Source organism: Asticcacaulis sp. AC460 (assembly GCF_000495795.1).
GTDB lineage: Bacteria > Pseudomonadota > Alphaproteobacteria > Caulobacterales > Caulobacteraceae > Asticcacaulis.
On the sequence record NZ_AWGD01000006.1, the window covers coordinates 35,936 to 61,972 of the forward strand.

Here is a 26,037-nt window from a genome sequence, read left to right on the forward strand (position 1 = left end):
CGCCTTGGCCCTGACCGCTCCCGCCCTGGCTCAGGAAGCCACCCCGGACACCGGTTCGGCCGCCGCAGCCTCGGCTCCCGGCTATGACCAGAACGCGCCTGCGCCGAAACTGCCGCAGTTGTCCGAAGGCATGCTGATCTCGGTCAATGACGACATGATCACCTCGTACGACCTGAAGCAGCGCATGCTGCTGCTGATCGTTACCTCGGGTGTCCAGGTCACCCAGGAAAACTACGGCGCCTTCCAGCAGCAGGCGATCAACGGCCTGGTCGACGAACGCCTGCAGATGCAGGAGCTGGAGCACTGGAAGGTCAAGGTCGGTGACGACGACATCAATGAAGAGCTGGAGCGCATGGCGTCCCAGTCGGGCCTGACGGGCGAGCAGCTCCTGGCCGAACTGAAGAAGGTCGGCATCGAGCCGGCCACGCTGAAGGCCCAGATCCGCGCCGAAGCCGGCTGGAGCCGGCTGGTCGGCGGGCGCTACCAGTCCAACGCCAAGGTCGGTACGGCCCAGGTCGACGCCACGATGGACCGCATCGTGGCCGATGGTCAGAAGCAGCAGTACCTGGTCGCCGAAATCTTCCTCGACCCAGCCCAGGCGGGCGGGATGGAAAACGCCCAGAAGGGCGCTCAGCAGCTCTATAATCAGCTCCAGGCCCGCGCGGCACCCTTCCAGGCGGTGGCGCGGCAGTTCTCCAACGCGCCGTCGGCCGCCCAGGGCGGTGACGCCGGCTGGCTGGTCGCCGACAGTGTCGATCCGGCGATCGAAGCCGCGCTTGCGGCCGCCCAGCCGGGCGAGATGACGCCGCCGATCACCACCAAGGACGGGGTCTATATCTATCTGGTGCGCCAGAAGACGTCGGGCGATGGCGACATGGTCATGCACCTGAAGCAGGCCGCAATTCCGCTGGCGCCCAATGCATCGGCATCGGAGGTCGCCAGCGCCCAGAGCGCTCTGGTCAGCTTCCGCTCGAAGGTGTCGAGCTGCGATGCTCTGGATGAAGCCAAGGCGCCGGGTAATATCCGGGTCGTCGACCTGGGCGAAGCCCAGCTGTCGACCCTGCTGCCGGACTATGCCGCGGCTTTGAAGCCGCTGAAGGGCAACTCGGTGTCACAGCCGCTGCGCAACAGCCAGTTTATGAACGTGGTCTATGTCTGCGACCGGCGACTGGCGGGTGAAAACGCCATGACACGCGAACAGGTCGAAAGCCAGCTGGTCAATACGCGTCTTTCGATGCTGGGCAAGCGCTACCTGCGCGAATTGCGCGGCTCGGCGACGATCGAGAACCACTGAGGTCTCAGGCGAGTTGAATTTTTGAAAAAGCGCGTCTGAAAGGGCGCGCTTTTGGCTTGCGCGCGCCATGAAAACTACTGCGCCATTCCAGAGATAGAGTGGCATTCCCGATACAACCTCGAGAAAAGTCCGCGCTTTCCCAAGAGCTCTGTTGCGGATTTCGGATGTTGTTCGCATTCTCTGCGCAATTGGGGAGACGGATGATGTTCGATCGCGACGGCGGAAAAACCGCGGCAATTTCGTTGAGTTACCACGAAACCGAATTGGTGCTGGCAATTGAAAAGGCTGCGCCCTACACGCCAGGCAAGGATGTTGCGCTTTCCGCGGCAGCTCTGCGGGCTATTTTCCTGGGGCTTCCCGTTCTGCTAGACAAGGCCTCGACGGCCCGGAGTGTCGGTCTGACCTCATCCGGCGTGACGATCGTCGATGCCACCATAACCGGTTCACTGGACCTTGTCGGCGTTCGCGCCTCGGACGGAGGCCCCGCCGTCCCCTTGGTGTTGAAGGAATGCCGCTTCGACGGGGTCATCGACGTTTCGCGAGCGCATTTTCGATATCTGAGCTTGGAGCAATCGGCATTTCCGGCTCTTCTCGCGAGGGATGTGTTTGTCGATGGGCCACTGCAGCTCTCACATGTCCGTGGCGATCAAAATTCTCGAGAAGGGACGCAGGTTAGTTTGGATGGTGGACGCATAAACGGCGCCCTCTATGCAGAAGACAGTTATTTTTCCGGCCACGATACAGACGCCTTTTACGCTAGGAATCTGAGAGTTAGCGGGCACGCCAGCTTTTCGAATTCTTCCTTCGAAGTTTACGGCTCAGGGGATGAGAAACAGCGCCCGGCGCACCGAGCCCTTGTCATACCGGATGCCAAAATAGACGGTGACCTTCAACTGGACGGATGCCACTTCCTGCATTGTGGAGAGTGGACCAGCCACCCCGTAAGCCTGATACTCGCTGATAACGCCGTTGTCAGCGGCAACATAGGTCTCGATCACTCTATTTTGGACGCTGACTTCGGCGCGACAGGAGACCCCTCAGCCGACATACCGCTCCGAATTTGCTTCAATAATGCAAAAATCGGCGGGTTCTTCTCAATTGACAACACCACATTGAGATGCAGCATCCGAGCTTCGGGAATAGAGATCGGTGGAAATTTATCATTAGTCTCTACAACAATTTATGGATATGTGTTCGCCCCGAACTCTCAGATCGGCGGCAATTTAAAAATAACTCAAACTTGTATAAATATATCTGCGAATTTTTACCTATCCAACATTACTGGAGATTTACGAATTGGGCAAATTTATACATCAATTACGTCTATATTGTACGGTAATTTTCAATCCATAAACGTCAATGGTAATTTGATAATTGCCAATTCCGTATTCAAGCAATTTGATTTTGGCGGCGCTGTCGTCTTCGGCACTTTTGAAGTAGAGAAAAACCGCCCTCTCCGTCGCAGTTCAATTCTAAGTCCGACATCAGGAAACTATGAATTATCTCTAGACTTAAAATCAATATACTTTTTTAATGAAAATATATTCGTCAATCCATTAAAAAAATACGCCTACAGCGGTCAATATTATTACGACTTCGGAAAAGAAGTATATGGTATTTTCAATGACATATCAAAAAGCGTTGCGGAAAAATTGAACGCAGACACAATCGGAATTTCGCGTAATGAATTTGGTTATAAAATATGTTCTTTGACATTCAACCATGATTCCAACGACTACGACGACTCTCTGATTGATAACCCAGAATTTTTGCCTGTCTTTTCCAAGACGTGCGTTGAGAATATCAGCCATTTCGAAGCCGTTCGATTTGCAAGATACTGCCTTCAGAATACCGAGCAAATTGATAAGTCGACATTCCAAGCCGCATCTGACTTCTTGCAGCCCGGAAGGTCTCTGAAATACACGCGAAAGCGATTTTCCGAAACGTTCGGTGAGGCTTATGGGAAGGTCTTTATCGATTTTTACATCTGGATGATTCGAACTCATCTGAAATTCGATCAGTGGAACCACCTGCCCGACTGGACATCACTGGAAGCTTCGGCCAATCGAGATGAATGGAATTGGCTCATCAACGGAACCCAGGTTCGTGAACTCGCTGACGAGAGTGGCGAAGGCTATGGAAACGGACGGCTTTTCCTCGACGAATTCAAATATGATTTCATTCGAGACCCTAGTTTTGACGGCAGTATCCACGCTACGTCCCCGACTGACGGCACCTTTAAGGTGCCCAGCCGCGTCCTTCTACGGCAACTCGCGGCTCACAAGTTGAGGAACGCACTCGCGTCCGCGCAGCAAAAGCTGCGTGCCACGCGGCTGGATGTCCTGGTGGACGGACTACTCCTGGGTGGTTTCGCTTTCCTTCTTTTCTTCGAACCTGTCAGACGCCTTCTGCCTTGGGAATTCAGAAAATCGCACGATCTCCTGCACGGCGCATTCCCGCACCTACCAATTGCACTCGGCATTCTGGTCCCGCTTGTCCTTCTGGCAATTTTTCTGAATACCTCCCTAAAGCGATCTATTCACGCGATGAGGAAGAACTGGCTCGACAAGCAATATGTAATCAAGTCTCAGCCTACTAAAGATGAAATTCGTCCATTTCCTTACGAACAATTAGCAAAATATTTGCGCGCCCGCGGATATGATACGGAATCACGGAAAATTCTAATTTCCAAACTAAAATTGGAACACCGCTTGAAGACATTTGTGCTTCTGAGGCCGGTATTGTTACTATACCGGTGGGGATTCGATTATGGACTTAGCCCTCAAAGGGCTATCTGGACATTTCTGGTCTTCCTGTTTATCGGTTGGCTCGGCTTCCTTATCGCTGACCGTGGATATATTGCTGAAATTGAAAGGCCGAAATCTGCCAACCTTGTTCCCGTCTACAATGTTCTCAAAGGGACGAAGCGAAAACCTGTCATGGTCATTGCCACGTCGACCGTGAATACGGCCATCGTGTCAACGCGCAATGAAACCAGTGAAAAATTTGCTGCGGGAATGGTGGCGTCGCGAGAAAATGCCAAACTCCCTCAGCAACTAGACTGCGGAACATCCATCCAACCGTCTCTTTATGCGATCGACGTCTTCATTCCGGCAATTGACTTACGCCAGGAAAGCCAATGCGAAATTTCTTCTGAGCCCAAGGCCGCCGCTTGGCGATGGGCGAAGGCGATATATTCGATATTGGGATGGATTATCACCTCGCTCACAATCTTGACAATCTCGGGTATACTCCGTCGCCAAGTCGAGAATTGACAGATATCCAAGGCCACCGAAACACGGGAGGACGCAAAATCAGCGAGTGATTGGCCTGTTTCGGAGTTAGAAAAGCGTGTCCCCATAGGCGCGCTTTTTTCGTTGGCCCCTCCGAAGGCCTCATTCGACGACGCTCCTTCAATCTAGGAAAAAGCGCTCCAGTTCGGGACCGAGGACCTCCGGCGCGACGTTGTGCGCCTGACCTTCCAGGGTATGGCGTTTAGCATGGGGCAGTACTTCGGCCAGCGCCTGCGCTGACGTTCGTATCCATGTCGGGCTCGCGCCGCCGTCCATTATCAGGGCTGGAACGGTAACGGAGGCCCATTTATTCGCCGGCAGCGGCGCGCCCGACATACCGTCACCCAAGACAGCGATGTCGTAAGGCAGGGTATGGGCCAAGCCCACCAGCGCCGGCCAAGCCGGTATGCCGCGCATCTTGGTAACGGCCTCGGCAGGCGTGCCTACCACGTCGGTCAGGAAGAAGGCTACGGCGTCATCACGACGGCCGGCGGCAATCAGGTCGTTGATGCGGGTGACGTAGTTTTTGGGTGGGAGCGGGCGACTGGCGTCGACGATAAACGGGGGCTCATACAGGGAGAGCTTTTGCACCTTGCCAGGGCGTTTCGCCGTGGCCTCCAGGGCCAGGACGGCACCGGACGACTGACCATGGACGAAGGCCGTTCCACCGGCTGCGTCGATGAGGGCTTCGATGTCCTCGATCTCGCGTTCGACGGCATAGCGGGCTGTGTCACCGCTGCCGCCCCTGCCCCGGCGGTCATAGCTTAAGACGGTGAAGTGTGGTGACAGCACCTTGGCCAGGGGTGCGCTCCCCGACCGGTCGCTTAAGGCACCACCGACCAGGATGAGGGCTGTTCCTTCGCCCGCCCGGTCAAAGGCGATCCGGGTGCCGTCTTTCGAGGTTACGGTATTGGATGTCATGACGACCGCCTGGGATGATGTGGAAAGAACTGCCGTCGCCACAGTCATGGCGATGAGCTGGCGTTTGTTCAACGTGGCTGCCGGCATTTGGATACTCCTGCGCGCCTCACAAGCCCTCAGGCAATTGCAATTAGATGTTGAGGGCTAACGTTTCGAGGCGATGAGACGGTACGTTTCGTAAGAAGGGGGTAAGCGCGGGTTCGAAGTCCGCGCAAACGCGGGGAGAGGTGATTTTAAGGCTACTTTTCTTGCTGCATTGCGCCGCGGAAGCGCGTATCTGACAGCCATGACACCTGCTTCGTCTCCCCTTGTGCTTTCGCTCGGCGATCCGTGCGGCATCGGCCCGGAACTGACCGTCAAGGCGTGGCGGGCCTTGAAGGATGACACCGGGCTGGCCTTTTGCGTCATCGGCGATGCCCGCACCCTGCGCGATCTCGAAGCGCCTGTCGTCGTGGTGGACGATGTCGACCAGACCGCCGATGTGTTCGAAGAGGCGATACCGGTTCTGGATCGACCTCTGGATGTGCACGCCGTGGCCGGACACCCCGACGCCGTCCATGCCCGTCACATCATCGGATGGATCCGGACCGGGGTCGAGCTGTGCCGGTCGGGCCAGGCGCGTGGCCTGGTCACCGCCCCCATCGCCAAGTCGGTTTTATACGGAGCCGGCTTCAAGTTTCCGGGCCACACTGAGTACCTGGCCGAGCTGTGCCGCGAGGGCGACGGCCCGGCGCCGACGCCGGTGATGATGCTGACGGCCAGGGACCTGCGGGTCGTTCTGGCCACCATCCATCTGCCGTTAAAGGATGTGCCGCCGGCCTTGTCGGTGGCAGGTGTCGCCGAGATCGCGCGCATCACCCAGGCGGCGCTGAAGCGGGATTTTGCCGTCGCGGAGCCGCGTATCGCCATGGCCGGGCTCAATCCCCACGCCGGCGAGGACGGCACGATCGGCCGTGAAGAGATCGAGATGCTGATCCCGGCGGCGGAGCTGTTGCGGGCCGAGGGGATCGACATCCGCGGCCCCCTGCCCGCCGACAGCATGTTTCACGATGACGCCCGCGCCGGCTATGACGCGGCGTTGTGCATGTATCACGACCAGGGTCTGGTGCCGCTGAAGACGCTCGACTTCTGGAGCGGGGTCAATATCACCCTGGGCCTGCCGATCGTGCGGACCTCGCCCGACCACGGCACCGGGTTTGCCATCGCCGGCAGCGGGGTGGCGCGCGCCGACAGCCTGATCGCCGCCATCCGCACCGCCGATACCATTAGCCGGAACCGTGCCTTATGAGTGACTTGCCGACCTTACGCGAAAGCCTGGAACAGCACGGGCTGATGGCCAAGAAGGCCTTCGGTCAGCACTTCCTGCTGGATCTCAACATCACGCGCAAGATCGTGCGGTTGGGCGGGCCGTTCGATGGTGATCCCGTCATCGAGGTCGGACCGGGCCCCGGCGGGCTGACGCGGGCCCTGCTCGAGTCCGAAGCGTCGCACGTCATTGCCGTCGAAAAAGATTCCCGCTTTCTGGAACTGTTGAGTGAGTTGAACAGCGCCTATGGCGACCGGTTCGAGGTCATCGATGGCGATGCGCTGAAGGTCGACGAAGCGCAGTTGCTGGCGGATCGCAAGCTACCCGTCGGCGCGCACATCGTCTCCAACCTGCCCTACAATGTCGGCACGCCGCTGCTGATTAAGTGGCTGACAGGGCCGTGGCAACCGAAGTCGCTGACCCTCATGTTCCAGTTGGAAGTCGCCTTGCGCGTCGTGGCGCCCGTGGGCGACGACGATTACGGCCGGTTGAGCGTCATTTCCCAGGTGCTGTGTGACGGCGTCAAGGTGATGGACCTGCCGGCGCGCGCCTTTACGCCGCCGCCCAAGGTCGACAGCGCCGTGGTGCGGCTGGTGCCCAGGGCCGAGCGCCCGGCGGCCGCGGTAATTAAAAATCTCGAAAAAGTGACCGCTGCCGCGTTCGGCCAGAGGCGAAAAATGTTGCGATCGTCTCTCAAATCTTTGGGCGGCGAGGCCTTGCTGGATAAGGCTGAAATCGATGCCACCCTGCGCGCCGAACAGGTGCACCCGGACGGTTTCCTGCGTCTGGCTACCGCACTGACATAACACCGGACCCCGTTTTTGGGGTAGACATTTACTTCCAGCCGGTAGAAATTACGTCAAAATAACAACATTATACAGGGTAGGCGTAGCGTTTTAGCGAGATAATTCAAGACTTTCGTCGCGGGAGGCTGAGATGCTGAGCAAGAGCGGTAAAATTTGGCTGGACGAACGGTCCAGCGTTGCGCTGACCGCCACCACCTACACACTGCCCCCTGCCCCCGCCGACGATCCCAGTCCGGTCATGCAGCGCCCCTATGGGCCGGCGCCCCTGCCCGTCCAGATGTGGAGCACAGGTCACGAAGCCCAGGCGGAGTCGGTAGCGACCACCGCGATCTTCGGAACGATCAGCAGCGCGACGCCGACGGCCGGCACCGGGCCGCGGCTGGGCGACGATCCGCTGCTGTACCGGCAATGGTATATCGACCGCACCGGGCTCGACAATATCGGCATCGACATGAATGTCCGGCCCGTCTGGGACGGCGGTGGTGGCCCAGGCTATACCGGCGCCGGGGTGACGGTCGGGGTCTTCGACAGCCTGATCGAGCGCAACCATCCCGACCTGGAAGCCAATTACAACGCAGGCCTCGACGTCGACGACCTCTTCTATGAGCACACCGACAGCGCCCACGGCACGGCAGTGGCCGGGATCATCGCTGCCGTCAAGAACGGCATCGGCATGACGGGGATCGCCTACGGCGCCAAGGTGACTTCCCTGCCGGTGATCTATACCACGTCGGTGTCGATGCACGATTTCGAGATCGCCATGGCGCACGCCAAGGATTTCGACGTCACCAATTTCAGCCTGGGCGGGTTGAGCCCGTTCGACACCGGCGACACGCGGCTGTGGTTCCAACTGCACGGGCATTACTACAAGGACGCCGCCGAGCTGGGCCGCGACGGGCTGGGCACCCTGCTGATCCAGGGCGCCGGCAACAACCGCGGCATCAATCCGCTGGACGCCAATCTCAGCAACTTCCAGAACCAGCGCTACAGCATCACGGTATCGGCCACGGACTCCAATGGCCTGGTGGCCGACTATTCGTCCGAAGGCGCCAATGTCCTGGTCACCGCTGCCTCCAGCGGCGCCTATTACGGCCCGCATATCGCCACCACCGACCAGATGGGGGACGCCGGCTACAACAAGGGTGACAGCCCCGACTGGGATCCGGTGTCGGGCGACTATACCACGCGCTTCGGCGGCACCTCGGCGGCCACGCCGGTGATCAGCGGAATCGTCGCGCTGGTCCTGGAAGCCAATCCGGAGCTGGGCTGGCGCGATGTCCGCGACATTCTGGCGTTTTCCGCCCGCCATGCCGGGGTGGCGTTCGGCGGGACGCCGGCCTGGCATGAGGGCTATACGTGGAAGGTCAACCATTCCAGCAACGTCAACGGCACAGGCCTGCACTACAACCAGAATTACGGCTTTGGCCTGGTCGATGCCCTGGCAGCGGTGCGGCTGGCCGAGAGCTGGACGCGGCAGCGGACCTCGGCCAACGAAGTCAGCCGGTCCGACAGCGTCACCCAGGACCTGGTCATTCCCGAAGCGCAGTACAATACGACGCCTCTGGTGGTCGAGTTCGAGATCGCGGCCGGGGTCACGGCCCAGATCGTGACGCTGTACATGAACATGATCCACAAGATGTCGAACGAACTTCAGGTCAAGCTCATCTCGCCGTCGGGGACGGAAAGCCTGATCTTCGATCACAAGGGCTTCGGCCCAAGCATTTACGGCACCGGCGGGACGGCCTGGGCACCATGGACCTTTACCAGCAACAACTTCGTCGGTGAAGATCCCGCGGGAACATGGCGGCTGGAAATCCTCGACGATCGCGGCTTCTGGCCGGTCAATGGCGTGTTCAAGACCGCCACCCTGACGGTCTATGGCGATCCGACGACGGATGACAGCGACTATATCTACACCAACGAGTTTGGCGCACTCGCCGGTATGGACTATGGCTACACGATCACCGACACGGCCGGGATCGACACGCTGAACGCGGCGGCGGTGACCGCGGCTTCGGTGCTGGACCTGCGCGGGGTGGCGCCGGCTGTGATCAACGGCAAGGCGGTGACGATCGCGGCCGGTACGGTGATCGAGAACGCCTGGGGCGGCGACGGTAGCGACGTTCTGCACGGCAATGGCGCGGCCAACCGGCTGAACGGTATGCGCGGCAACGACACGATCAACGGTGGTTTGGGCGACGATACGATCGATGGCGGAGCCGGCGACGACTATGTCCATGGCGGGGCCGGCAATGACGAGCTGTCCGGCGGCGACGGCCAGGACCGGCTGTCCTATGAGGGTGCCACGGCGGGGGTCACGGTCGACCTGTCGCTGAGCGGGGTCCAGGATACCGGCGCCGGGCTGGATAGGCTGTCCGGATTCGAGACCCTGCAGGGCTCGGCGTGGGCGGATCGGCTTATCGGTTCGGGCGGAGACGATGTGATTTCGGCCGCCGGCGGCCATGATACGGTCGATGGCGGCGCCGGTAACGATACGCTCAGCGGCGGCGCGGGCGGCGACCGGCTATCCGGCGGCGCCGGGATCGATCGCCTGAGTTATGGCGACAGCGCGGCGGCGGTGCAGGTTCTGCTCGCGGCCAATCAGGCAAGTGGCGGCAATGCCCAGGGCGACGTCATCGACGGGTTCGAAGACGTCGCCGGTGGCGCCGGTAACGACACCCTGGTGGGTGATGGCGGTGGCAACCGGCTGATCGGTGGCAATGGTGGTGACGCGCTGATCGGTGAAGCCGGAAACGACACGCTGGAAGGCGGCGCGGGTCATGATGTGCTGTCGGGCGGGGATGGCGATGACCGGGTGTCGGGCGGTGACGGCAACGACATGCTGGGCGGCCGGACCGGCAACGACTATGTCGACGGCGGGCTGGGCAACGATACCGGCTTCGGCGGCGATGGCGATGACGGCCTGTATGGCCGCGACGGCAACGACAATCTCTCGGGCGAACTGGGCAGGGATACGCTGGACGGCGGCGCCGGCAACGACACGCTGAACGGTGGCGACGGCGATGACCGGCTTTCCGGCGGCCTGGGCGCCGACCAGCTGCGCGGCGGCAATGGCAATGATGTCTTCATCCACCGTCAGGCTGATGTGGTCACCACAGGCGATGCCCACGCCGTCGCCGACATGCTGATGGATTTCTATCCGCGCGCCCATCATTTCCAGCAGTATGACCGCATCGATCTGCGCGCCATCGACGCCATAGACGGTGGCACGGACGACGCCTTCGCCCTGATCGGCGATGCCGCCTTCACGGCGGCGGGGCAGCTTCGGGTGTGGTTCGACGGGATCAACACCCGGGTCGAAGGCAATACCATCGAAGACGGCGACGGCCATGTCGAGTTCGAGATTATCCTGGCCGGAAACCTGACGGCGCTCCTGGGCGCGACGGATTTTCTGCTGTAATTTTTTAGAGGGAGGCGGTCATGCTGAAACCGACAGAAGGACAGGCGGTGGGCGCCAAACCTAACGCGGCCCAACCGGGCGATGATCCGCTGCTGTACCGGCAATGGTATATTGACAAGTCCGGTCTGCCCAATGTCGCGGTCGACCTCAATGTCCGCCCGGTGTGGGACGGCGGCGGCGGCCAGGCCTATACCGGCGCCGGTGTCCATATCGGCATCTTCGACAGCCTGGTCGAAAGCGATCACCCCGACCTGGCCGCCAATTACGACGCCTCGAAGCAGCTTGAGGGGTTGAACTACACCTATACCGTCAGCGGTCACGGCACAGCTGTGGCCGGCATCATCGCCGCCGGCAAGAACGGCATCGGCGTCACCGGCATCGCCTATGGCGCCACCATCACCTCGGCGCCGGTCATCTTCTCCAACTCGGTCATCCAGGAGGCTTTCGGCATCGCGCTGACGCATGCGCGCGACTTCGACGTCGTCAATATGAGCCTGGGCGGGACATCGCCGTTCGACACCTACGAAACACGCAGCTGGTTTACGGCCTACAGTGCCCTCTACAAGGACGCCGCGGACAATGGCCGCGGCGGGCTGGGCACCGTTTTGGTCAATGGCGCTGGCAATAACCGCGACTACTATTGGCTGGACGCCAATCTCAGCAACTTCCAGAACCAGCGCTACAACATCACCGTCGGCGCGGTCGGCCAGGACGGGTTCGCGGCGGAATATACCTCCGAAGGCGCCAATGTGCTGGTGGTAGCGCCGTCGAAGAGTTCCTACTATGGCCACTGGGTCACCACCACCGACAAGGTCGGCATCTACGGCTATAACGACGGCTACAATACCAGTTGGGATCCGGTATCGCTGGACTACACCACGCGGTTCGGCGGGACCTCGGCCTCGACACCCATGATCAGCGCCATTGTCGCCCTGATGCTGGAGGCCAATCCGGACCTGGGCTGGCGCGATGTTCGCGATATCCTGACCTTCACCGCCCGCCAGACCGGCAGCCAGGTCGGCGAGGTCGCGACCTATTTCGAGCGCTATGCCTGGAAGGTCAATGCCTCGGACACGGTCAACGGCACGGGGCTGCACTTCAACCAGAACTACGGTTTCGGCCTGGTCGATGCGTTGGCGGCCGTACGGCTGGCCGAAAGCTGGACGAAGAGCCGGACCTCTTCCGACGAGGTGTCGCGCGCGGCCACGATAACCCAGGAGGTGGCGATCCCGCAGGACGCTACGACGCTGGAATTCAGCTTTGAGATCGCCGCCGGAATGACCGCCCAGACGATCCGGCTGTATGTCGACCTGACCGCCCGGCTGTCGCGGGAAATCCAGATCAAGCTGATCTCTCCGTCGGGGACCGAGAGCCTGATCATCGACCGCCAGGGTTCGCCGTTGAGCATTTACGGCACCGGGGGCACCGAATGGACGCCGTGGACCTTTACCAGCAACAATTTCGTCGGCGAGGATGCCACCGGCACGTGGCGGATGACCATCCTGGATACCGGCGGGCTTCAAATGGAGTCGACCTTCCATTCGGCGACCCTGACCGTCTATGGCGACCAGACTTCGCCCGACAGCGACTACATCTATACCAACGAATTCGGCGTCCTGGCCGGGATGAACTACGGCTACACCATCAGCGATATGTCCGGCATCGACACGCTGAACGCGGCGGCGGTGACGGCGGCCTCGGTGCTGGACCTGCGCGGGGCCGCACCCAGTTCGATCAACGGCAAGACGGTGACCATCGCGCCAGGGACGGTGATCGAAAACGCCTGGGGCGGTGACGGCGGTGACGCCATCTACGGCAATGGTGTCGCCAACAGCCTGAACGGCATGCGCGGCAACGACACCATCACCGGCGGATCGGGCAACGATACGATCACCGGCAATAGCGGCGACGACTATATCAATGGCGGCAACGGCAGCGATGAGATGCATGGCGGCGCCGGCATCGATAAGCTGTCCTATGGCGACGCCACCGGAGGAGTCGCGGTCGACCTGCGGCTGACTGTGACCCAGAACACCCTGGGCTCGGGACTGGACAAGATTTCCGGCTTCGAGAACCTGGAAGGCTCGGACTTCGGCGACCGCCTGACAGGTACCAGCGGCAGCAACATCATCTCGGGCCGCGGTGGCCATGACGATATCCACGGGCTGGCCGGCAATGACAAGCTGTATGGCGGCAATGGCAACGACACGGTCACCGGCGACCAGGGCGACGATCTGATCACCGGCGGCGCGGGGGGCGATGTTCTCTGGGCCGGTGATGGCAATGACACCCTGTCCTATGCCGACGCTACGGCCGGGGTGACGGTCGACCTGCAATACCCCGCCTGGGATATTGTCTACCAGAACCAGACGGCGTCCGGTGGCGACGCCGAGGGCGACCTGTTGCGTGGCTTCGAGCACGTGACGGGCGGCTGGGGCCATGACAGCCTGACCGGCAATGAATATGTCAATCTGCTGATCGGCGCCGCGGGCAACGATACGATCGTGGCCATGGATGGCGACGACACCGTCATGGGTGGCGCGGGCGGCGACCGGATGTCGGGCGGGTACGGCATCGACCTGCTCAGCTATGTCGGGGCGGTCGCGGGTGTCCGGATCAACCTCAATGTCGATCTCAGCACGTTCAAGCAGTCGGCTTCGGCCGGCGAGGCCCAGGGCGATGTCATCGACGGGTTCGAAAACGTCCTGGGCGGCAACGGCAACGACACGGTGACCGGGGACTATCTCGACAACCGGCTGGGCGGCGCCGGCGGTGACGATGTCCTGATCGGCGACTACGGCCAGGATGTTCTCGACGGCTATGCCGGCAATGATGTGTTGTCCGGCGGCGAAGGCGACGACAAGCTGTATGGCCGCGATGGTGACGACAACCTGGCCGGCGGATGGGGCAATGACACGGTCGACGGCGGGGCCGGCAATGACACCGCTTCCGGCGGGTATGGCAACGACCAGGTCAGCGGCGGCGACGGCAACGACGTGATCGGCGGCCGCGAGGACAATGATATTCTGGATTGTGGTGCAGGTAACGATACCGGCTTTGGCGGCGACGGCGACGACCGGACCTATGGCCGCGACGGCAATGACTACCTGGTTGGTGAAAACGGCAACGATACCCTGGACGGTGGCGTGGGTGCGGATACCCTGTCGGGCGGCGATGGCGAAGACCGTCTCTCGGGTGGCGGCGGGGCCGACCGGATCTATGGCTACGGCGGGAATGATGTCTTCGTTTTCGGCGCGGCGGACCTGGGTGCGTCCGATATGATCATGGACTTCCTGGTTCGGGCAGATCCCTCGGACGCCTATGACCGGCTGGACCTGCGCGGCATCGACGCTGTCGCGGGCGGGCTCGACGATGCGTTCAGCTTCATCGGCGATGCGGCGTTTAGCGCGGCAGGTCAGTTGCGGGTGTGGTTCGACGGGGTCAATACCCGGGTCCAGGGCAATACAGTCGCCGATGCCGAAGGCGTGGTCGAGTTCGAAGTGTTGCTGGCAGGGAATCTGTCGACGACGATCGGCGTATTGGACTTCTTTTTGTAGCCTTTGCACTTCCGGTTTCGGCTGTAAGGGGTTGTCCACAGATAAGCCAGATAAGCCAGATGGATGGTCTCAACGCACCACATCCGGCCGTCATCCCTTTGCGTCTTCACGCGAAGACGCAAAGGTCAGGGCAACCGGCTCACGCCGTGCGGCGGAATTGATTTTTCGACGCGCTTTGCGCGTCCTTCATCATGCGGACATGGCGCCGCTTTCGGACGCACGCGCCGTCCATCTGGCTTATCTGGCTTATCTGTGGACAACCCTTTTGCGACAGAAAGGCCGCTCGGAACCCAGGCGGTTTAGATCTTCTCGGCCATCAGTTCGTCGACGAAGGGCGAGATCCACAGACCGCGCGCCCGACGCGAGGCTTCGGCGTGGTAGATGTGCACCAACTCGGCATAGGACCGGTCGAAGTCGTCGTTCAGGATGATGTAGTCGTACTCCGCCCAGTGCGAAATCTCGTTCTTGGCGCGCGAAATCCGGCGCTGGATCACATCGTCGTCGTCCTGGGCCCGCGCCACCAGCCGCCGGTTCAGCTCCGCCATCGACGGCGGCAGGATAAACACGCGCACCACGTCGCCCGGCGCCTTGGCCGAGATGCGTTGTGCCCCCTGCCAGTCGATGTCGAACAAGACGTTGCGGCCATGGCTCAGCGCCTTTTCGACCGGGTCGCGCGGTGATCCGTACATGGCGTCGTGGACCGCGGCATATTCCAGCAGCGCCTTGTCGGCGATCAGCCGGTCCATCTCTTCCTGCTGGATGAAGTGATAGTCGCGGCCGTCCTTTTCCCCCGGACGCACGCCCCGCGTCGTTACCGAGACCGACAAATCCAGGTCGGCGTGATCGGACACCAGGCGGCGGCACAGAGACGTCTTGCCGGCGCCCGACGGCGCGGCCACGATCAGCATCAGGCCGCGGCGTAACCTATCCATCATTTACTCCACATTCTGAGTCTGTTCGCGGAACTGGTCGATGACCGACTTAAGCTCCAGCCCGGTTTGGGTCAATTCTGTAAAGGCCGACTTGGAACACAGGGTGTTGGCCTCGCGCATGAATTCTTGCGACAGGAAGTCCAGCTTGCGCCCCGGCGCCGGTTCGTTGTCGAGCAAGGCGTGAGCCTGGTCGATATGTGCGGTCAGACGGTCCAGTTCCTCACGGACATCGGCCTTGGCGGCCAGGACGGCGGCCTCCTGCAGCACGCGGTCCTCGAAGCCCGCCTGATCGGCCAGAAGCTCGTTCATGCGACGGGTAAAGCGGTCGCGGATGACCTCGACCTGCTGCGCCGCCAGGGTCTTGGCGCGTTCCAGCGCCGCCGCCATGGCAACCAGCTGCGATTTCAGAATGGTGTCCAGCGCCCGACCTTCGGCCTCACGCGCCGCCTTCAGGCCGTCGAAGGCCCGGGCCAGGTCGGCGCCCAGGGCGGCTTCACCGGCTTCATCGAGCCCCTCGCGGTCGTCGCCGCCATTGTCGATCACGCCACGCAGCGACAGCAGACCATCCAGGCGCGGTTTCTTGACCTTGCCGGACTTGATCAACTCATGGCCGGCGTCGAGATAGGCCGTCAGCACATCGGTATTGATGGAGACACCGCCCTTGGCCGTGGCGGAGTTGACCGAGACATTCAGGGTGACCTGGCCGCGCGTCAACCGGCCCTTGACCAGTTCGCGGCCCAGGCGCTCGACGGCTTCGAAACCGGCGGGAAAACGGTATTTGACGTCCAGGCTGCGGCCGTTGACGCTGCGCACCTCTATCGTCCAGGCGCAGTCCCCTGCCCCGCCCTCGATACGGGCGAAACCGGTCATGGAAGCAATGGCCATCAGTGCGACTTGCTTTTGAGGCGGATGGCCGCCTGGGTCTTGGCGCCTTCACCGGAGGTCGGCGACGAGGCCATGGCCGAGGCCGAGTCCACCGCCGGAGTCGAATAGTGCGACACCTCGGATTCCATCTGGCGCCATTTGGCGACATTGGCCAGGTGCTCTTCGTAGGTGGCGGCGAAGACGTGGCCGCCGGTGCCGTCGGCAACGAAATAGAGGTCCGTTGTCTTGGCTGGATTCAGGGTGGCGGCGATGGCGGCGCGACCGGGATTGGCGATCGGGGTCACCGGCAGCTTGTCGATCTGGTAGGTGTTCCACGGCGACCAGGTGTCCAGCTCCGTCCGGGTCAGGCCACGCCCCAGGGGCTCACCACGCGACACCCCATAGATGACGGTCGGGTCGGAACCCAGGCGGACGCCCTGTTTCAGGCGGTTGACGAACACGGCGGCGACGCGGGGACGTTCGGCCGCGAGGCCGGTTTCGCGCTCGACGATCGACGCCATGATCAGGGCCTCTTCCTTGTTGCGGAACGGCAGATCGGAGGCGCGTTTGGCCCACAGCTCGTCCAGGGTCTTGCGGCCGGCATCCAGCATGCGGTCCAGGACAGCTTCGCGCGTTTCACCGCGCTGGAACTCGTAGGTTTCCGGCAGGATCGCCCCTTCCGGCGGGGTTTCGACCTCGCCGGTCAGGTGTTCCTCGGCCATCAGGATACGGACCACCTGGGCCGAGGTCTTGCCTTCGGGGACGGTGACGAAGTTGCGCACCACCTTGCCGGTTTCCATGCGGACCAGGACATCGGCCAGGGAGGCGCCCGCCGGGAAGGCATAGGTGCCTGCGCGCAGCTTGTTGGCATGACCGCGCATCTTGGCGGCGACACGGAACAGCGAGGCGGAACGGATCACACCTTGCTTTTCCAGGGCCTCGCTCATGGCGGTGACGCTGGTGCCGCGCTGGAAGGTCACTTCCTTCACGGCAGCATTATCGGCCAGCTTGGGGCCGGGACCGTAGAACTGGGCATAGGCGAACATGCCGCCGGCCATGATGAGAAGGACGATGCCGGCCACGAGGCCGGCCAGAGGCGCCAGCAGCGCCCCTTTTCCGCTCTTGGCGGCGTCAGTCTTCCCGTCACGGCGCAGCCAGCGGATCATGCCTCGACCTTACCCAGGATGAGGGCGGCATTGGTGCCACCGAAGCCGAAGCTGTTCGACATGACGCGGTCGATCTTCATCGGCTTGGCCTTGTTGGGGACCAGGTCGATCTGGGTTTCTTCGGCCGGGTTGGCCAGGTTGATGGTCGGCGGCGCTACCTGGTCGCGGATGGCCAGGGCGCAGAAGATGGCTTCGACGGCGCCGGCGCCGCCCAGCAGGTGGCCGATGGCCGACTTGGTCGAGGACACGGTCGCGTTCGAAGCGCGTTCACCGAGGAAGCGTTCGATGGCGCGCAGCTCGATGAAGTCGGCCATGGTCGAGGTGCCGTGCGAGTTGACATAATCGATGGTCGCCGGATCGATGCCGGCGTCCTTGGCCGCCGCGACCATGGCGCGGTAGCCACCTTCGCCGTCTTCCGACGGGGCGGTGATATGGTAGGCGTCACCCGACAGAGCATAGCCCAGGACCTCGGCGTAGATCTTGGCGCCGCGGGCCTTGGCGTGTTCGTATTCTTCCAGGACAACGACGCCGGCGCCTTCGCCCATGACGAAGCCGTCACGGTCCTTGTCGTAGGGGCGAGAGGCCTGGGTCGGGTTGTCGTTGAAGGCGGTGCACAGGGCGCGGCAGGCGATGAAGCCGGCAATGCCGATCGGCACGATGGCCGATTCCGCGCCGCCGGCGACCATGACGTCGGCGTCGCCGTGAGCGATAAGGCGCGATGCGTCGCCAATGGCATGGGCGCCGGTGGCGCAGGCCGTGACCACGGCGTGGTTAGGACCTTTGAGACCGTGACGAATCGAGACCTGGCCCGAGGCCAGGTTGATCAGGGACGACGGGATGAAGAAGGGCGAAATCCGCTTAGGCCCTTTGTCGCGCAGTTCCAGGGCGGTTTCAGCGATGATGCCGAGGCCACCGATGCCGGAGCCGATCATGACGCCGGTGCGAATCTTGTCTTCTTCGGTTTCGGGGTGCCAGTTGGCGTCGTTGAGGGCCTCATCGGCGGCGGCGATGCCGTACAGGATGAAGTCGTCGACCTTGCGGCGTTCCTTGTTGGACAGGACCTTGGACGGATCGAAGGAGCCTTCGATGTCGGGGCCGCCGCCGCCGCGGCCATCGACGGTCGGCACTTCGCAGGCGACCGTACAGGCATAGTCGGTTGTATCGAAGGCGGTAATCGGGCCTGCGCCGGACTGACCGTCCAGCAGGCGTTTCCACGAAATCTCGACCCCGGCGCCCAGCGGCGAGATCAGGCCGAGGCCGGTGATGACAACGCGACGTACCATAGGCGTATCGTTTCCCTGGACCGCCGGGCCAGATGCCCCCATCTGAAAACCCCGACGTCGATGTTTATAGGCATACTCAAAAAATTAAGCGCGGCCAAACCCGAAATTCAGGTCTGCAGCCGCGCTTATAATGGGGTCAAGCGCAAGCTTAGGCCGCCAGCTTGTCCTGGATGTAGTTGACGGCGTCGCCGACGGTCAGGATATGCTCAGCAGAGTCGTCCGGGATTTCGATGTCGAATTCCTCTTCGAAAGCCATGACCAGCTCGACGATGTCGAGGCTGTCGGCTTCCAGATCGTCGATAAAGCTCGCCTTTTCCGTCACCTTGTCCGGATCGGCGTCCAGGTGGTCGATCACGATCTTGCGAACACGTTCAAGAACTTCAGACATTTATTGTCCCTTCAGAGGTTTAGACATTCAGGCCCCCGTAAACCTTTCGGCCACGCGGGGCAACGAGAATTTCGGGTTTCGGCTTGTAACCAGACACTTATAAGGTTTCAAGCCGATTCAGCCGTTGCGTACCACACTCTTAACCAACACAAAAGCGCAATTGCAACGGCGCCTGTTGCATTGCGGCAATCAGATCATCGCCATACCGCCGTTGACGTGCAGGGTCTGTCCCGTCACGTAACCGGCTTCGTTGCTGGCCAGATAGACCGCAGCCGCAGCAATGTCCGCGCCGTTGCCCAGGGCTCCGGCAGGGATACGTTGCAAGATGGTGGTGCGCTGGGCATCATTCAACTCGTCGGTCATCGGCGAAGCGATAAATCCCGGCGCGATACAGTTGACGGTGATGCCGCGCGAGCCAACTTCCTGGGCCAGGGCCTTGGAGAAGCCGATCATACCGGCCTTGGAGGCGGCATAGTTGGTCTGGCCGGGGTTGCCGGTGACACCGACGACCGAGGTGATGCCGATGATGCGGCCGGAGCGGCGCTTCATCATGCCCTTGGTGGCGGCGCGGGCCAGGCGGAAATAGGCTTCCAGATTGACCTTGATGACCGTGTCCCAGTCTTCGTCCTTCATGCGCATCAGCAGGCCGTCGCGGGTGATGCCGGCATTGGCGATCAGGATATCGAGGCCGCTGCCTGCGGCCTCCTCGGCCTTCGCGACCAGACCGTCGACCGAGGTGGCGTCCGACAGGTTGGCGGCGGCGATGAAGGCGTTGTCACCCAGTTCCGAGGCCAGGTCGGCCAGGACGTTTTCGCGGGTGCCGGAGAGGACGACCTTGGCGCCTTGTTTGTGAAGGGCGCGGGCGATTTCGGCGCCCAGGCCGCCGGTGGCCCCGGTCACAAGGGCGGTCTTACCGGTCAGTTCGAACATGGAGGCTCTCCGATTCCTGTCTGTAACCGGCGCGGCTTACGACACGGCGACGGTGGGATCAAGGTGTATGTAGGTTCCGGCCTAGGCCTTGGCGAAGGCTTCAAAGTCGGCGGCGCCATTCAGGGCGACGGCCGTGACATCCGGCAGGCTGCGCTTGATCATGCCCGTCAGCACCTTGCCGGCGCCCAGTTCGGCAATACGGGTCACGCCACCTTCTCCGCCCAGCCATTCCATAGTCTCGCGCCAGCGCACGCGGCCGGTGACCTGCTGGACCAGCAGACCGGCGATCTCGGACTTGTCGCCTACCGGACGGGCCGTGACATTGGCCACCAGGGTCGAGACCGGGGCGTTGATATTCACTTTTGCGAGGGCTTCCGCCATCGCGTCGGCGGCCGGCTGCATCAGCGGGCAGTGGAACGGCGCCGACACGTTCAGCAACATGGCCTTGGCGCCCAGCTCCTTGGCCTTTTCCATGGCGATCTCGATGGCCGCCTTTTCGCCGGAAATCACGATCTGGCCGGCATTGTTGTCATTGGCCACCACCACGACTCCAGCCGCCGACCCGGCCTGGCAGGCGGCTTCGGCGAGAGCCAGGTCGGCCTTGCCGATCAGAGCGGCCATGGCGCCGATACCGACGGGAACGGCGGCCTGCATGGCCTGGCCGCGGATTTTCAGCAGGCGCGCCGTGTCCGACAGGCTGAAGGTGCCGGCGGCGGCATGGGCGGAATATTCGCCCAGGGAGTGACCGGCGACGTACTTTGCGGTCGAGCAGGCGATGCCGAAATCGCCTTCCAGCACCCGGGCGACGGCCAGAGATACCGCCATGATGGCTGGCTGGGCGTTCTCGGTCAGGGTCAGCTCCGATTCGGGGCCTTCGCGCATCAATTGGAACAGCTTCTGGCCCAGGGCTTCGTCGACCTCGTCGAAAACGGCGCGGGCGCGCGGAAAGGCATCGTACAGTTCCGCCCCCATGCCGACACTCTGCGAGCCTTGTCCGGGGAATACGAAAGCGGTGGTCATGGCAGGTCTCCTGGCACGTTTCAGACGCCCCATGTTTATCGCAAAAGCGGCAACCACTTTTAGGCATGAGGCTTTGGGCGGGCGACTGGATAGGCCGAACCGCCGATCAGGGCAAGCGAAAGCTATTTTCCTTGCGCTGCCCCCTTGGCACGCATAGGATACGTCCAACCTGCGGCCTGTCCAGAGTCGCGCGTAATCTCAAGCCGGGGGGCTTCCCATGACCGATTTTACCTCTTTTTCCCGCCGCCACCTCCTGGCCGGCGCTGCCGCCATGCCGTTCGCCGGCGCGTTGGTCACCACCGCCGCCCACGCCCAGGCCGCCGCACCGCCGCCGCTCAGCGTACTGGGCAAACTGCCGGCGGTCGAAAACGTCGCACTGTCGCCCAACGGCAAGCGTGTGGCCATGGTCATGACGCGCAACGGTGAACGCATCATTATCGATTACGACCTGGCCACCGGCGCCACTGCGGCGGGCGCGATCGAGGGGGACAAGATCCGCCAGGTGATGTGGGCCGATAACGACACGATTATGGTGGCGACCTCGTCGACCGAAATCTACGCCGGCCGACTCGCAGAACCGATGCTGGCCGCTATGTACAACCTGCCAAAAGGCAAGCGCAGCATCCTGTTCACCAATGTGCCCGGCGCCCTGCGTGGAGTGAGTGGAGACTTTCACCGAATCCAGACCGGTGACGGCTACAAGATTTCCGCCTCCGGCTGGAAGTCGCCGGAAGGTATCAACATGACGGACACCAATGCCTCGGCCTATACCGAGACTCTGGAACGCTGCCTGTATGCCTTCAGCACCAAGTCGTCGCTGTCGACCAAGATCGACAGCGATGCCCGCCCGGTCCAGGAATGGGCCGTCCAGCCGGACGGAACCCTGACAGGCCGCAGCGAATATGACGACGACACCAAGATGTGGGTTCTGCGCTATCGCGACGGCAAGGGCTGGCGCGAAATCTTCAAGACCGAAGCCCGCTACGACATGCCGTGGCTGGCCGGTCTGGGCCGCGACGGCAAGACCCTGCTGGTCCGGTTCGCCAGTGGCGAAGCCGCCGACCGCTATTACGAATTCGACGGCACCGGCGCCAAGGTCGAGCTGGACATCGACGGGAGCTATCACGAACCCATCTTCCACCCGGCGACCAATGTACTGGTAGGTTTTCGCAACAACGGGCCAATTTCCGAGTGGACCTTCTACGATCCGGTGTTCCAGCGCCTGCCCAAACTGCTGGACCAGGCCCTGCCCGACAGCTTCAACGACATCCTGGACATGGGCGAGAACCCCCGCCAGCTGGTGGTGCGCAGCGAAAGCCCCGAGGATCCAGGCACCTATTTCTATTTCGACTTTACCACGGGTGACTTCAAGGAGATCGGTTCCGCCTATCCGCAGATGCCGGCCGAATGGATTTCGCCCAAGAGCTACATCACCTACCAAGCCGCCGACGGCCTGGAGATCGGTGCGTGGCTGACCCTGCCGGTCAATGGCGGCGACAAAAACCTGCCCCTGGTGGTGCTGCCGCACGGCGGGCCCGAGGACCTGGATTCCGTCCGCTTCAACTGGATGTCGCAGGCCATTGCGACGCGCGGCTATGCCGTGTTGCAGCCGAACTTCCGCGGCTCGGCCGGTTACGGCAAGGCCTTTACCGAAAAAGGCTACGGCGAATTTGGCCGCAAGATGCAGACCGACCTCAGCGACGGCGTCGCTCACCTGGTCAAGCAAGGCACGGTCGATCCGAAACGCGTCGCCATCGCCGGTCATTCCTACGGCGGCTATGCTGCCCTGGCCGGAGTCAGCCTGCAGTCGGGTGTCTATAACTGCGCCGTGGCCATCGCCGGCCTGTCCGACCTGCGCACCTTCCTCGATTACCGGCGTGAGCGCGCCGGTTTCGACGGCAACAGCTACAGCATGGAATACTGGCGCCGTTTTATGGGTCCGGAAAGCGGGTGGGACAGCCTGTCGCCGGTCCGTCACGCCGACACCATCGCGGTGCCAGTGCTGCTGATCCATGGCAAGGACGATGTGGTCGTGCCCTTCGACCAGAGCGACGGCATCTACCAGGCCCTGAGCAAGGCCGGCAAACCGGTCGAGCTGGTGCAGCTCAAACAGGAAGACCACTGGTTGTCGCGCGAACCGTCGCGGGTGCAAACCCTGGAAACCCTGATCGCTTTCCTGCAAAAACATAATCCGGCTTAGATGATGTAACCTTTATTGCCCGGCGTGCGTATAAGGACTATCGTCCGCGCCAAAAAGGGAGATACCGCCATGACGCCGTTTATCCGCTCCGCCCTCGTAACCCTGTCCGTTCTTGGCCTTGCTGCCGCCACGCCTTCGCTGGCCGCGCTCAAGGTCGGCGACAAAGCCCCGAACTTCACCGTGCCCGCCGCCACTGACGGAGACGTCAAGGACTTCTCGCTGCAGGCCGCTTTGAAGACCGGTCCCGTCGTTGTCTATTTCTACCCCAAGGCCTTTACCGGCGGCTGCTCGCTGGAGGCGCGCCAGTTCTCCCAGGCCATCCCGCAGTTCAAGGCCAAACATGTCACCGTCATCGGTTTGTCGGCCGACGGCATCGACGTGCTGAAGGACTTCTCCAAGAAGGACTGCGCCGGCAAGTTCCCGGTCGGTTCGGACAGCAATGTCGCCGTCACCAAGTCCTATGACGCGCAGATGGGCGCCATGAATATGTCCAACCGCATCTCCTATGTCATCAGCAAGGACGGCCGGATCGCCTTCGTCCATGACAGCGGCGACGCCTCCACCCACGTCGCCGCCCTGCTGAAGGCTGTGGGTGCCGGAAAGTAAAAGGTCACGACATACTGTCTTTTTGGGCCCGCAAGCGGATATCGCTTGCGGGCCTTGCCTTTGCAGCGATCTTCCTCTATACGCCCCGTTCCCCTGACGGGTGGTCAGCCTCTTACCTGAGCCTCTGATCCATCGTCATGCCCGGACTTCCGCCGGACATGGCGCCGCCCGTCGCAACGGAAGAGGAACCTAAATGCCCTTTTACGAGCATACCGTGATCGCACGGCAGGACATTTCGCCGCAACAGGCGGAAGCCCTTAACGATCAACTGAAGCACCTCATCGAAGACAATGGCGGCCACATCGCCAAGATCGAATACTGGGGTCTGCGCAACCTGACCTACCGCGTCAAGAAGAACCGTAAGGGTCACTACTCCCTGCTGGCCATCGACGCCCCGGCTGCCGCCGTGAAGGAAATGGAACGCCAGCTCGGCATCAACGAAGACGTCATCCGCTTCCTGACCGTCCGCGTCGAGGAGCTGGATCTGGAACTGTCGCCGATCCTGTCGCGCCGCGACCGTCCCGAGCGCGCTGAGCGCACCGAATCGTTTGCCGCCGAACAAGGAGCCTGATCACCATGGCTGATATCGAAACCTCGCCGACTCCCGGCGCGCCTGTCGGCTCCGGCCCGGCCCGTCGTCCGTTCTTCCGCCGCCGTAAGGTGTGCCCGTTCTCCGGCGCCAATGCCCCGAAGATCGACTATAAGGACGTCAAACTGCTGCAGCGCTACATTTCCGAGCGCGGCAAGATCGTTCCCTCGCGCATCACGGCCGTGAGCCAGAAGAAGCAACGCGAACTGGCCAAGGCCATCAAGCGCGCCCGCTTCCTGGCCCTGCTGCCTTACGTTGTGAAGTAAGGAGTAGAAAACCATGAAAGTTGTTTTGCTGGAACGCGTCGAAAACCTCGGCACCATTGGCGATGTCGTCGGTGTCAAGGACGGCTTCGCCCGTAACTACCTGCTGCCGCGCCACAAGGCGCTGCGTGCTACCTCCGCCAACCTGAAGGTCTTCGAGGCCCAGAAGGAACAGATCGTCGCCCGTAACGCCGCCGCCAAGGCCGGCGCCGAAAAGGCCGCGTCTGAACTGGACGGCACGACCTACATCATCATCCGCCAGGCGGGTGACTCGGGTCAGCTGTACGGCTCGGTCAACGCCCGCGACGTCACCGATGCGGTGTCCGAAGCCGGCGGCAAGGTCGAGCGCAACCAGGTTGTCCTGGATACGCCGATCAAGACCCTGGGCGTCCATGCCATCAAGGTGCGTCTGCACGCCGAAGTCTCCGTGTCGATCTCGGTCAACGTCGCCCGCTCGCAGGACGAAGCTGATCGTCAGGCCGCCGGTGAGAACGTCATCGCCGCGCAGTTCGAGGAAGATCGTCTCGCCGACGAAGCCGCCGCTGCCGACATGCTGGAAGGCGGCGCTGGCCAAGCCATGGCCGATGCGCCTTACGAAGCTTAAGCTTCTTAAGAGCTTACAAGATAAACCCGGCAGGCGACTGCCGGGTTTTTTGTTGCCAAAGCGGCAAATCCGGGTATGGTGCGGCCATTCGAGATCGACGGTTTCCCTGCACGACCGCCTAACGGCACGCTTCCAGATATCGCTACTTTCGGATCCAGTTCGCGTAATTCCACCCGAACTTCATGCACGAAGGTGCGACATTCACAGGAGGCCATCATGGCAACAGGTACGGTTAAGTGGTTCAATTCCACCAAGGGTTATGGTTTCATTCAGCCGGACGCCGGCGGCAGCGACGTGTTCGTTCACATCACCGCCGTTGAGCGCGCGGGCCTGCGCGGCCTGAACGACGGCCAGAAGATCACCTACGAGCTGGCCACTGAAAAGGGCAAGACCTCGGCGGTCAACCTGCAAGCCTAAGCTTTCAGGTTCTCTGAGCTTTTCAAACCCCGGCAGGCGACTGCCGGGGTTTTTGTTTTTAGGATTCAACCACGAACCACACGAACGGACACGAACTTCAGGATAGCCCGGCAACGGCAGTGAGCGTCGTGACGACGGCAAGGCTTTGAACACGAAAATTTCGAAAAGCACAAAAAG

At 61.8% G+C, this 26,037-nt stretch carries 21 protein-coding genes; 13 read left to right on the forward strand and 8 right to left on the reverse strand.

Annotated elements, in window-relative coordinates; genetic code table 11:
- The first annotated feature begins 4 nt into the window (after window positions 1-4).
- Together ABAC460_RS28350 and ABAC460_RS28355 are read left to right on the forward strand one after the other, a co-directional pair.
- Entirely contained in the window at window positions 5-1,294 is a 1,290-nt protein-coding gene (locus ABAC460_RS28350) for a peptidylprolyl isomerase (protein ID WP_023451978.1), read from the forward strand.
- 203 nt (window positions 1,295-1,497) lie between these two features.
- The gene (locus ABAC460_RS28355) at window positions 1,498-4,569 is read left to right on the forward strand and encodes a hypothetical protein (protein WP_162150291.1); all 3,072 of its coding nucleotides are present in this window, start codon (window positions 1,498-1,500) and stop codon (window positions 4,567-4,569) included.
- Between the two features lie 138 nt (window positions 4,570-4,707).
- Here the strand turns inward: ABAC460_RS28355 and ABAC460_RS28360 are convergent, their stop codons facing one another.
- On the reverse strand, window positions 4,708-5,508 hold the full coding sequence (locus ABAC460_RS28360) for an alpha/beta fold hydrolase (protein ID WP_023451980.1): 801 nt from the start codon (window positions 5,506-5,508) through the stop codon (window positions 4,708-4,710).
- Here ABAC460_RS28360 and ABAC460_RS49530 point away from each other — a divergent pair.
- The 5 genes from ABAC460_RS49530 to ABAC460_RS28380 all read left to right on the forward strand — a co-directional run bounded on the left by ABAC460_RS49530 (window position 5,507) and on the right by ABAC460_RS28380 (window position 14,598).
- Entirely contained in the window at window positions 5,507-5,656 is a 150-nt protein-coding gene (locus ABAC460_RS49530; protein ID WP_023451981.1) for a hypothetical protein, read from the forward strand. The two genes, ABAC460_RS28360 and ABAC460_RS49530, sit on opposite strands and share 2 nt — an antisense overlap.
- Before the next feature lie 138 nt (window positions 5,657-5,794).
- Complete coding sequence (gene pdxA, locus ABAC460_RS28365) at window positions 5,795-6,796, forward strand: 4-hydroxythreonine-4-phosphate dehydrogenase PdxA (RefSeq protein ID WP_031236363.1); 1,002 nt, start codon at window positions 5,795-5,797, stop codon at window positions 6,794-6,796.
- Window positions 6,793-7,620 carry a 16S rRNA (adenine(1518)-N(6)/adenine(1519)-N(6))-dimethyltransferase RsmA gene (gene rsmA, locus ABAC460_RS28370; protein ID WP_023451983.1) on the forward strand — a complete coding sequence of 276 codons (828 nt, stop codon included), beginning with the start codon at window positions 6,793-6,795 and terminating at the stop codon, window positions 7,618-7,620. Before pdxA ends, rsmA begins: the two co-directional genes overlap by 4 nt.
- A gap of 130 nt (window positions 7,621-7,750) precedes the next feature.
- Window positions 7,751-11,041 (forward strand): S8 family serine peptidase, encoded by a 3,291-nt coding sequence (locus ABAC460_RS28375; protein ID WP_023451984.1) that lies wholly within the window; start codon window positions 7,751-7,753, stop codon window positions 11,039-11,041.
- Window positions 11,042-11,061: 20 nt separating this feature from the next.
- Window positions 11,062-14,598, forward strand: a complete 3,537-nt coding sequence (locus ABAC460_RS28380; protein ID WP_023451985.1) for a S8 family serine peptidase — start codon at window positions 11,062-11,064, stop codon at window positions 14,596-14,598.
- 299 nt (window positions 14,599-14,897) lie between these two features.
- Here ABAC460_RS28380 and gmk read toward each other — a convergent pair whose 3' ends face one another.
- The 7 genes from gmk to fabD form a co-directional block, all read right to left on the reverse strand.
- Window positions 14,898-15,530, reverse strand: a complete 633-nt coding sequence (gene gmk, locus ABAC460_RS28385; RefSeq protein WP_031236365.1) for a guanylate kinase — start codon at window positions 15,528-15,530, stop codon at window positions 14,898-14,900.
- Window positions 15,531-15,533: 3 nt separating this feature from the next.
- The gene (locus ABAC460_RS28390) at window positions 15,534-16,415 is read right to left on the reverse strand and encodes a YicC/YloC family endoribonuclease (RefSeq protein ID WP_023451987.1); all 882 of its coding nucleotides are present in this window, start codon (window positions 16,413-16,415) and stop codon (window positions 15,534-15,536) included.
- A complete protein-coding gene (gene mltG / locus ABAC460_RS28395; protein ID WP_023451988.1) occupies window positions 16,415-17,560 on the reverse strand; it encodes an endolytic transglycosylase MltG in 1,146 nt (381 codons plus the stop codon). The genes ABAC460_RS28390 and mltG overlap by 1 nt, the downstream gene beginning before the upstream one ends.
- The gene (fabF, locus tag ABAC460_RS28400; protein ID WP_023451989.1) at window positions 17,557-18,843 is read right to left on the reverse strand and encodes a beta-ketoacyl-ACP synthase II; all 1,287 of its coding nucleotides are present in this window, start codon (window positions 18,841-18,843) and stop codon (window positions 17,557-17,559) included. The genes mltG and fabF overlap by 4 nt, the downstream gene beginning before the upstream one ends.
- A gap of 148 nt (window positions 18,844-18,991) precedes the next feature.
- Window positions 18,992-19,231 carry an acyl carrier protein gene (locus ABAC460_RS28405; protein WP_006274591.1) on the reverse strand — a complete coding sequence of 80 codons (240 nt, stop codon included), beginning with the start codon at window positions 19,229-19,231 and terminating at the stop codon, window positions 18,992-18,994.
- Window positions 19,232-19,420: 189 nt separating this feature from the next.
- Entirely contained in the window at window positions 19,421-20,161 is a 741-nt protein-coding gene (gene fabG / locus ABAC460_RS28410) for a 3-oxoacyl-[acyl-carrier-protein] reductase (RefSeq protein WP_023451990.1), read from the reverse strand.
- A gap of 81 nt (window positions 20,162-20,242) precedes the next feature.
- Window positions 20,243-21,181, reverse strand: a complete 939-nt coding sequence (gene fabD / locus ABAC460_RS28415; protein WP_023451991.1) for an ACP S-malonyltransferase — start codon at window positions 21,179-21,181, stop codon at window positions 20,243-20,245.
- 217 nt (window positions 21,182-21,398) lie between these two features.
- On the opposite strand from fabD, the gene ABAC460_RS28420 reads away from it, so the two are divergent.
- The 6 genes from ABAC460_RS28420 (at window position 21,399) to ABAC460_RS28445 (ending at window position 25,860) form a co-directional block, all read left to right on the forward strand.
- Window positions 21,399-23,381, forward strand: a complete 1,983-nt coding sequence (locus tag ABAC460_RS28420) for an alpha/beta hydrolase family protein (protein WP_023451992.1) — start codon at window positions 21,399-21,401, stop codon at window positions 23,379-23,381.
- 69 nt (window positions 23,382-23,450) lie between these two features.
- Entirely contained in the window at window positions 23,451-23,987 is a 537-nt protein-coding gene (locus ABAC460_RS28425) for a peroxiredoxin (RefSeq protein ID WP_023451993.1), read from the forward strand.
- 193 nt (window positions 23,988-24,180) lie between these two features.
- On the forward strand, window positions 24,181-24,558 hold the full coding sequence (gene rpsF / locus ABAC460_RS28430; RefSeq protein WP_023451994.1) for a 30S ribosomal protein S6: 378 nt from the start codon (window positions 24,181-24,183) through the stop codon (window positions 24,556-24,558).
- Between the two features lie 5 nt (window positions 24,559-24,563).
- A complete protein-coding gene (gene rpsR, locus ABAC460_RS28435; protein WP_023450933.1) occupies window positions 24,564-24,842 on the forward strand; it encodes a 30S ribosomal protein S18 in 279 nt (92 codons plus the stop codon).
- A gap of 13 nt (window positions 24,843-24,855) precedes the next feature.
- Window positions 24,856-25,443 carry a 50S ribosomal protein L9 gene (rplI, locus tag ABAC460_RS28440; RefSeq protein WP_023451995.1) on the forward strand — a complete coding sequence of 196 codons (588 nt, stop codon included), beginning with the start codon at window positions 24,856-24,858 and terminating at the stop codon, window positions 25,441-25,443.
- 216 nt (window positions 25,444-25,659) lie between these two features.
- The gene (locus tag ABAC460_RS28445; RefSeq protein ID WP_023451996.1) at window positions 25,660-25,860 is read left to right on the forward strand and encodes a cold-shock protein; all 201 of its coding nucleotides are present in this window, start codon (window positions 25,660-25,662) and stop codon (window positions 25,858-25,860) included.
- Window positions 25,861-26,037 lie beyond the last annotated feature (177 nt).

What these genes read in the sequence shown, in the direction of transcription:
- ABAC460_RS28355 (WP_162150291.1), top strand. Translation starts at nt 1,498, where the DNA reads ATGTTCGATCGCGACGGCGGAAAAACCGCGGCAATTTCGTTGAGTTAC.
- ABAC460_RS49530 (WP_023451981.1), top strand. Translation starts at nt 5,507, where the DNA reads ATGACGACCGCCTGGGATGATGTGGAAAGAACTGCCGTCGCCACAGTC.
- ABAC460_RS28360 (WP_023451980.1), bottom strand. Translation starts at nt 5,508, where the DNA reads ATGACATCCAATACCGTAACCTCGAAAGACGGCACCCGGATCGCCTTT.
- pdxA (WP_031236363.1), top strand. Translation starts at nt 5,795, where the DNA reads ATGACACCTGCTTCGTCTCCCCTTGTGCTTTCGCTCGGCGATCCGTGC.
- rsmA (WP_023451983.1), top strand. Translation starts at nt 6,793, where the DNA reads ATGAGTGACTTGCCGACCTTACGCGAAAGCCTGGAACAGCACGGGCTG.
- ABAC460_RS28375 (WP_023451984.1), top strand. Translation starts at nt 7,751, where the DNA reads ATGCTGAGCAAGAGCGGTAAAATTTGGCTGGACGAACGGTCCAGCGTT.
- ABAC460_RS28380 (WP_023451985.1), top strand. Translation starts at nt 11,062, where the DNA reads ATGCTGAAACCGACAGAAGGACAGGCGGTGGGCGCCAAACCTAACGCG.
- gmk (WP_031236365.1), bottom strand. Translation starts at nt 15,530, where the DNA reads ATGGATAGGTTACGCCGCGGCCTGATGCTGATCGTGGCCGCGCCGTCG.
- ABAC460_RS28390 (WP_023451987.1), bottom strand. Translation starts at nt 16,415, where the DNA reads ATGGCCATTGCTTCCATGACCGGTTTCGCCCGTATCGAGGGCGGGGCA.
- mltG (WP_023451988.1), bottom strand. Translation starts at nt 17,560, where the DNA reads ATGATCCGCTGGCTGCGCCGTGACGGGAAGACTGACGCCGCCAAGAGC.
- fabF (WP_023451989.1), bottom strand. Translation starts at nt 18,843, where the DNA reads ATGGTACGTCGCGTTGTCATCACCGGCCTCGGCCTGATCTCGCCGCTG.
- ABAC460_RS28405 (WP_006274591.1), bottom strand. Translation starts at nt 19,231, where the DNA reads ATGTCTGAAGTTCTTGAACGTGTTCGCAAGATCGTGATCGACCACCTG.
- fabG (WP_023451990.1), bottom strand. Translation starts at nt 20,161, where the DNA reads ATGTTCGAACTGACCGGTAAGACCGCCCTTGTGACCGGGGCCACCGGC.
- fabD (WP_023451991.1), bottom strand. Translation starts at nt 21,181, where the DNA reads ATGACCACCGCTTTCGTATTCCCCGGACAAGGCTCGCAGAGTGTCGGC.
- ABAC460_RS28420 (WP_023451992.1), top strand. Translation starts at nt 21,399, where the DNA reads ATGACCGATTTTACCTCTTTTTCCCGCCGCCACCTCCTGGCCGGCGCT.
- ABAC460_RS28425 (WP_023451993.1), top strand. Translation starts at nt 23,451, where the DNA reads ATGACGCCGTTTATCCGCTCCGCCCTCGTAACCCTGTCCGTTCTTGGC.
- rpsF (WP_023451994.1), top strand. Translation starts at nt 24,181, where the DNA reads ATGCCCTTTTACGAGCATACCGTGATCGCACGGCAGGACATTTCGCCG.
- rpsR (WP_023450933.1), top strand. Translation starts at nt 24,564, where the DNA reads ATGGCTGATATCGAAACCTCGCCGACTCCCGGCGCGCCTGTCGGCTCC.
- rplI (WP_023451995.1), top strand. Translation starts at nt 24,856, where the DNA reads ATGAAAGTTGTTTTGCTGGAACGCGTCGAAAACCTCGGCACCATTGGC.
- ABAC460_RS28445 (WP_023451996.1), top strand. Translation starts at nt 25,660, where the DNA reads ATGGCAACAGGTACGGTTAAGTGGTTCAATTCCACCAAGGGTTATGGT.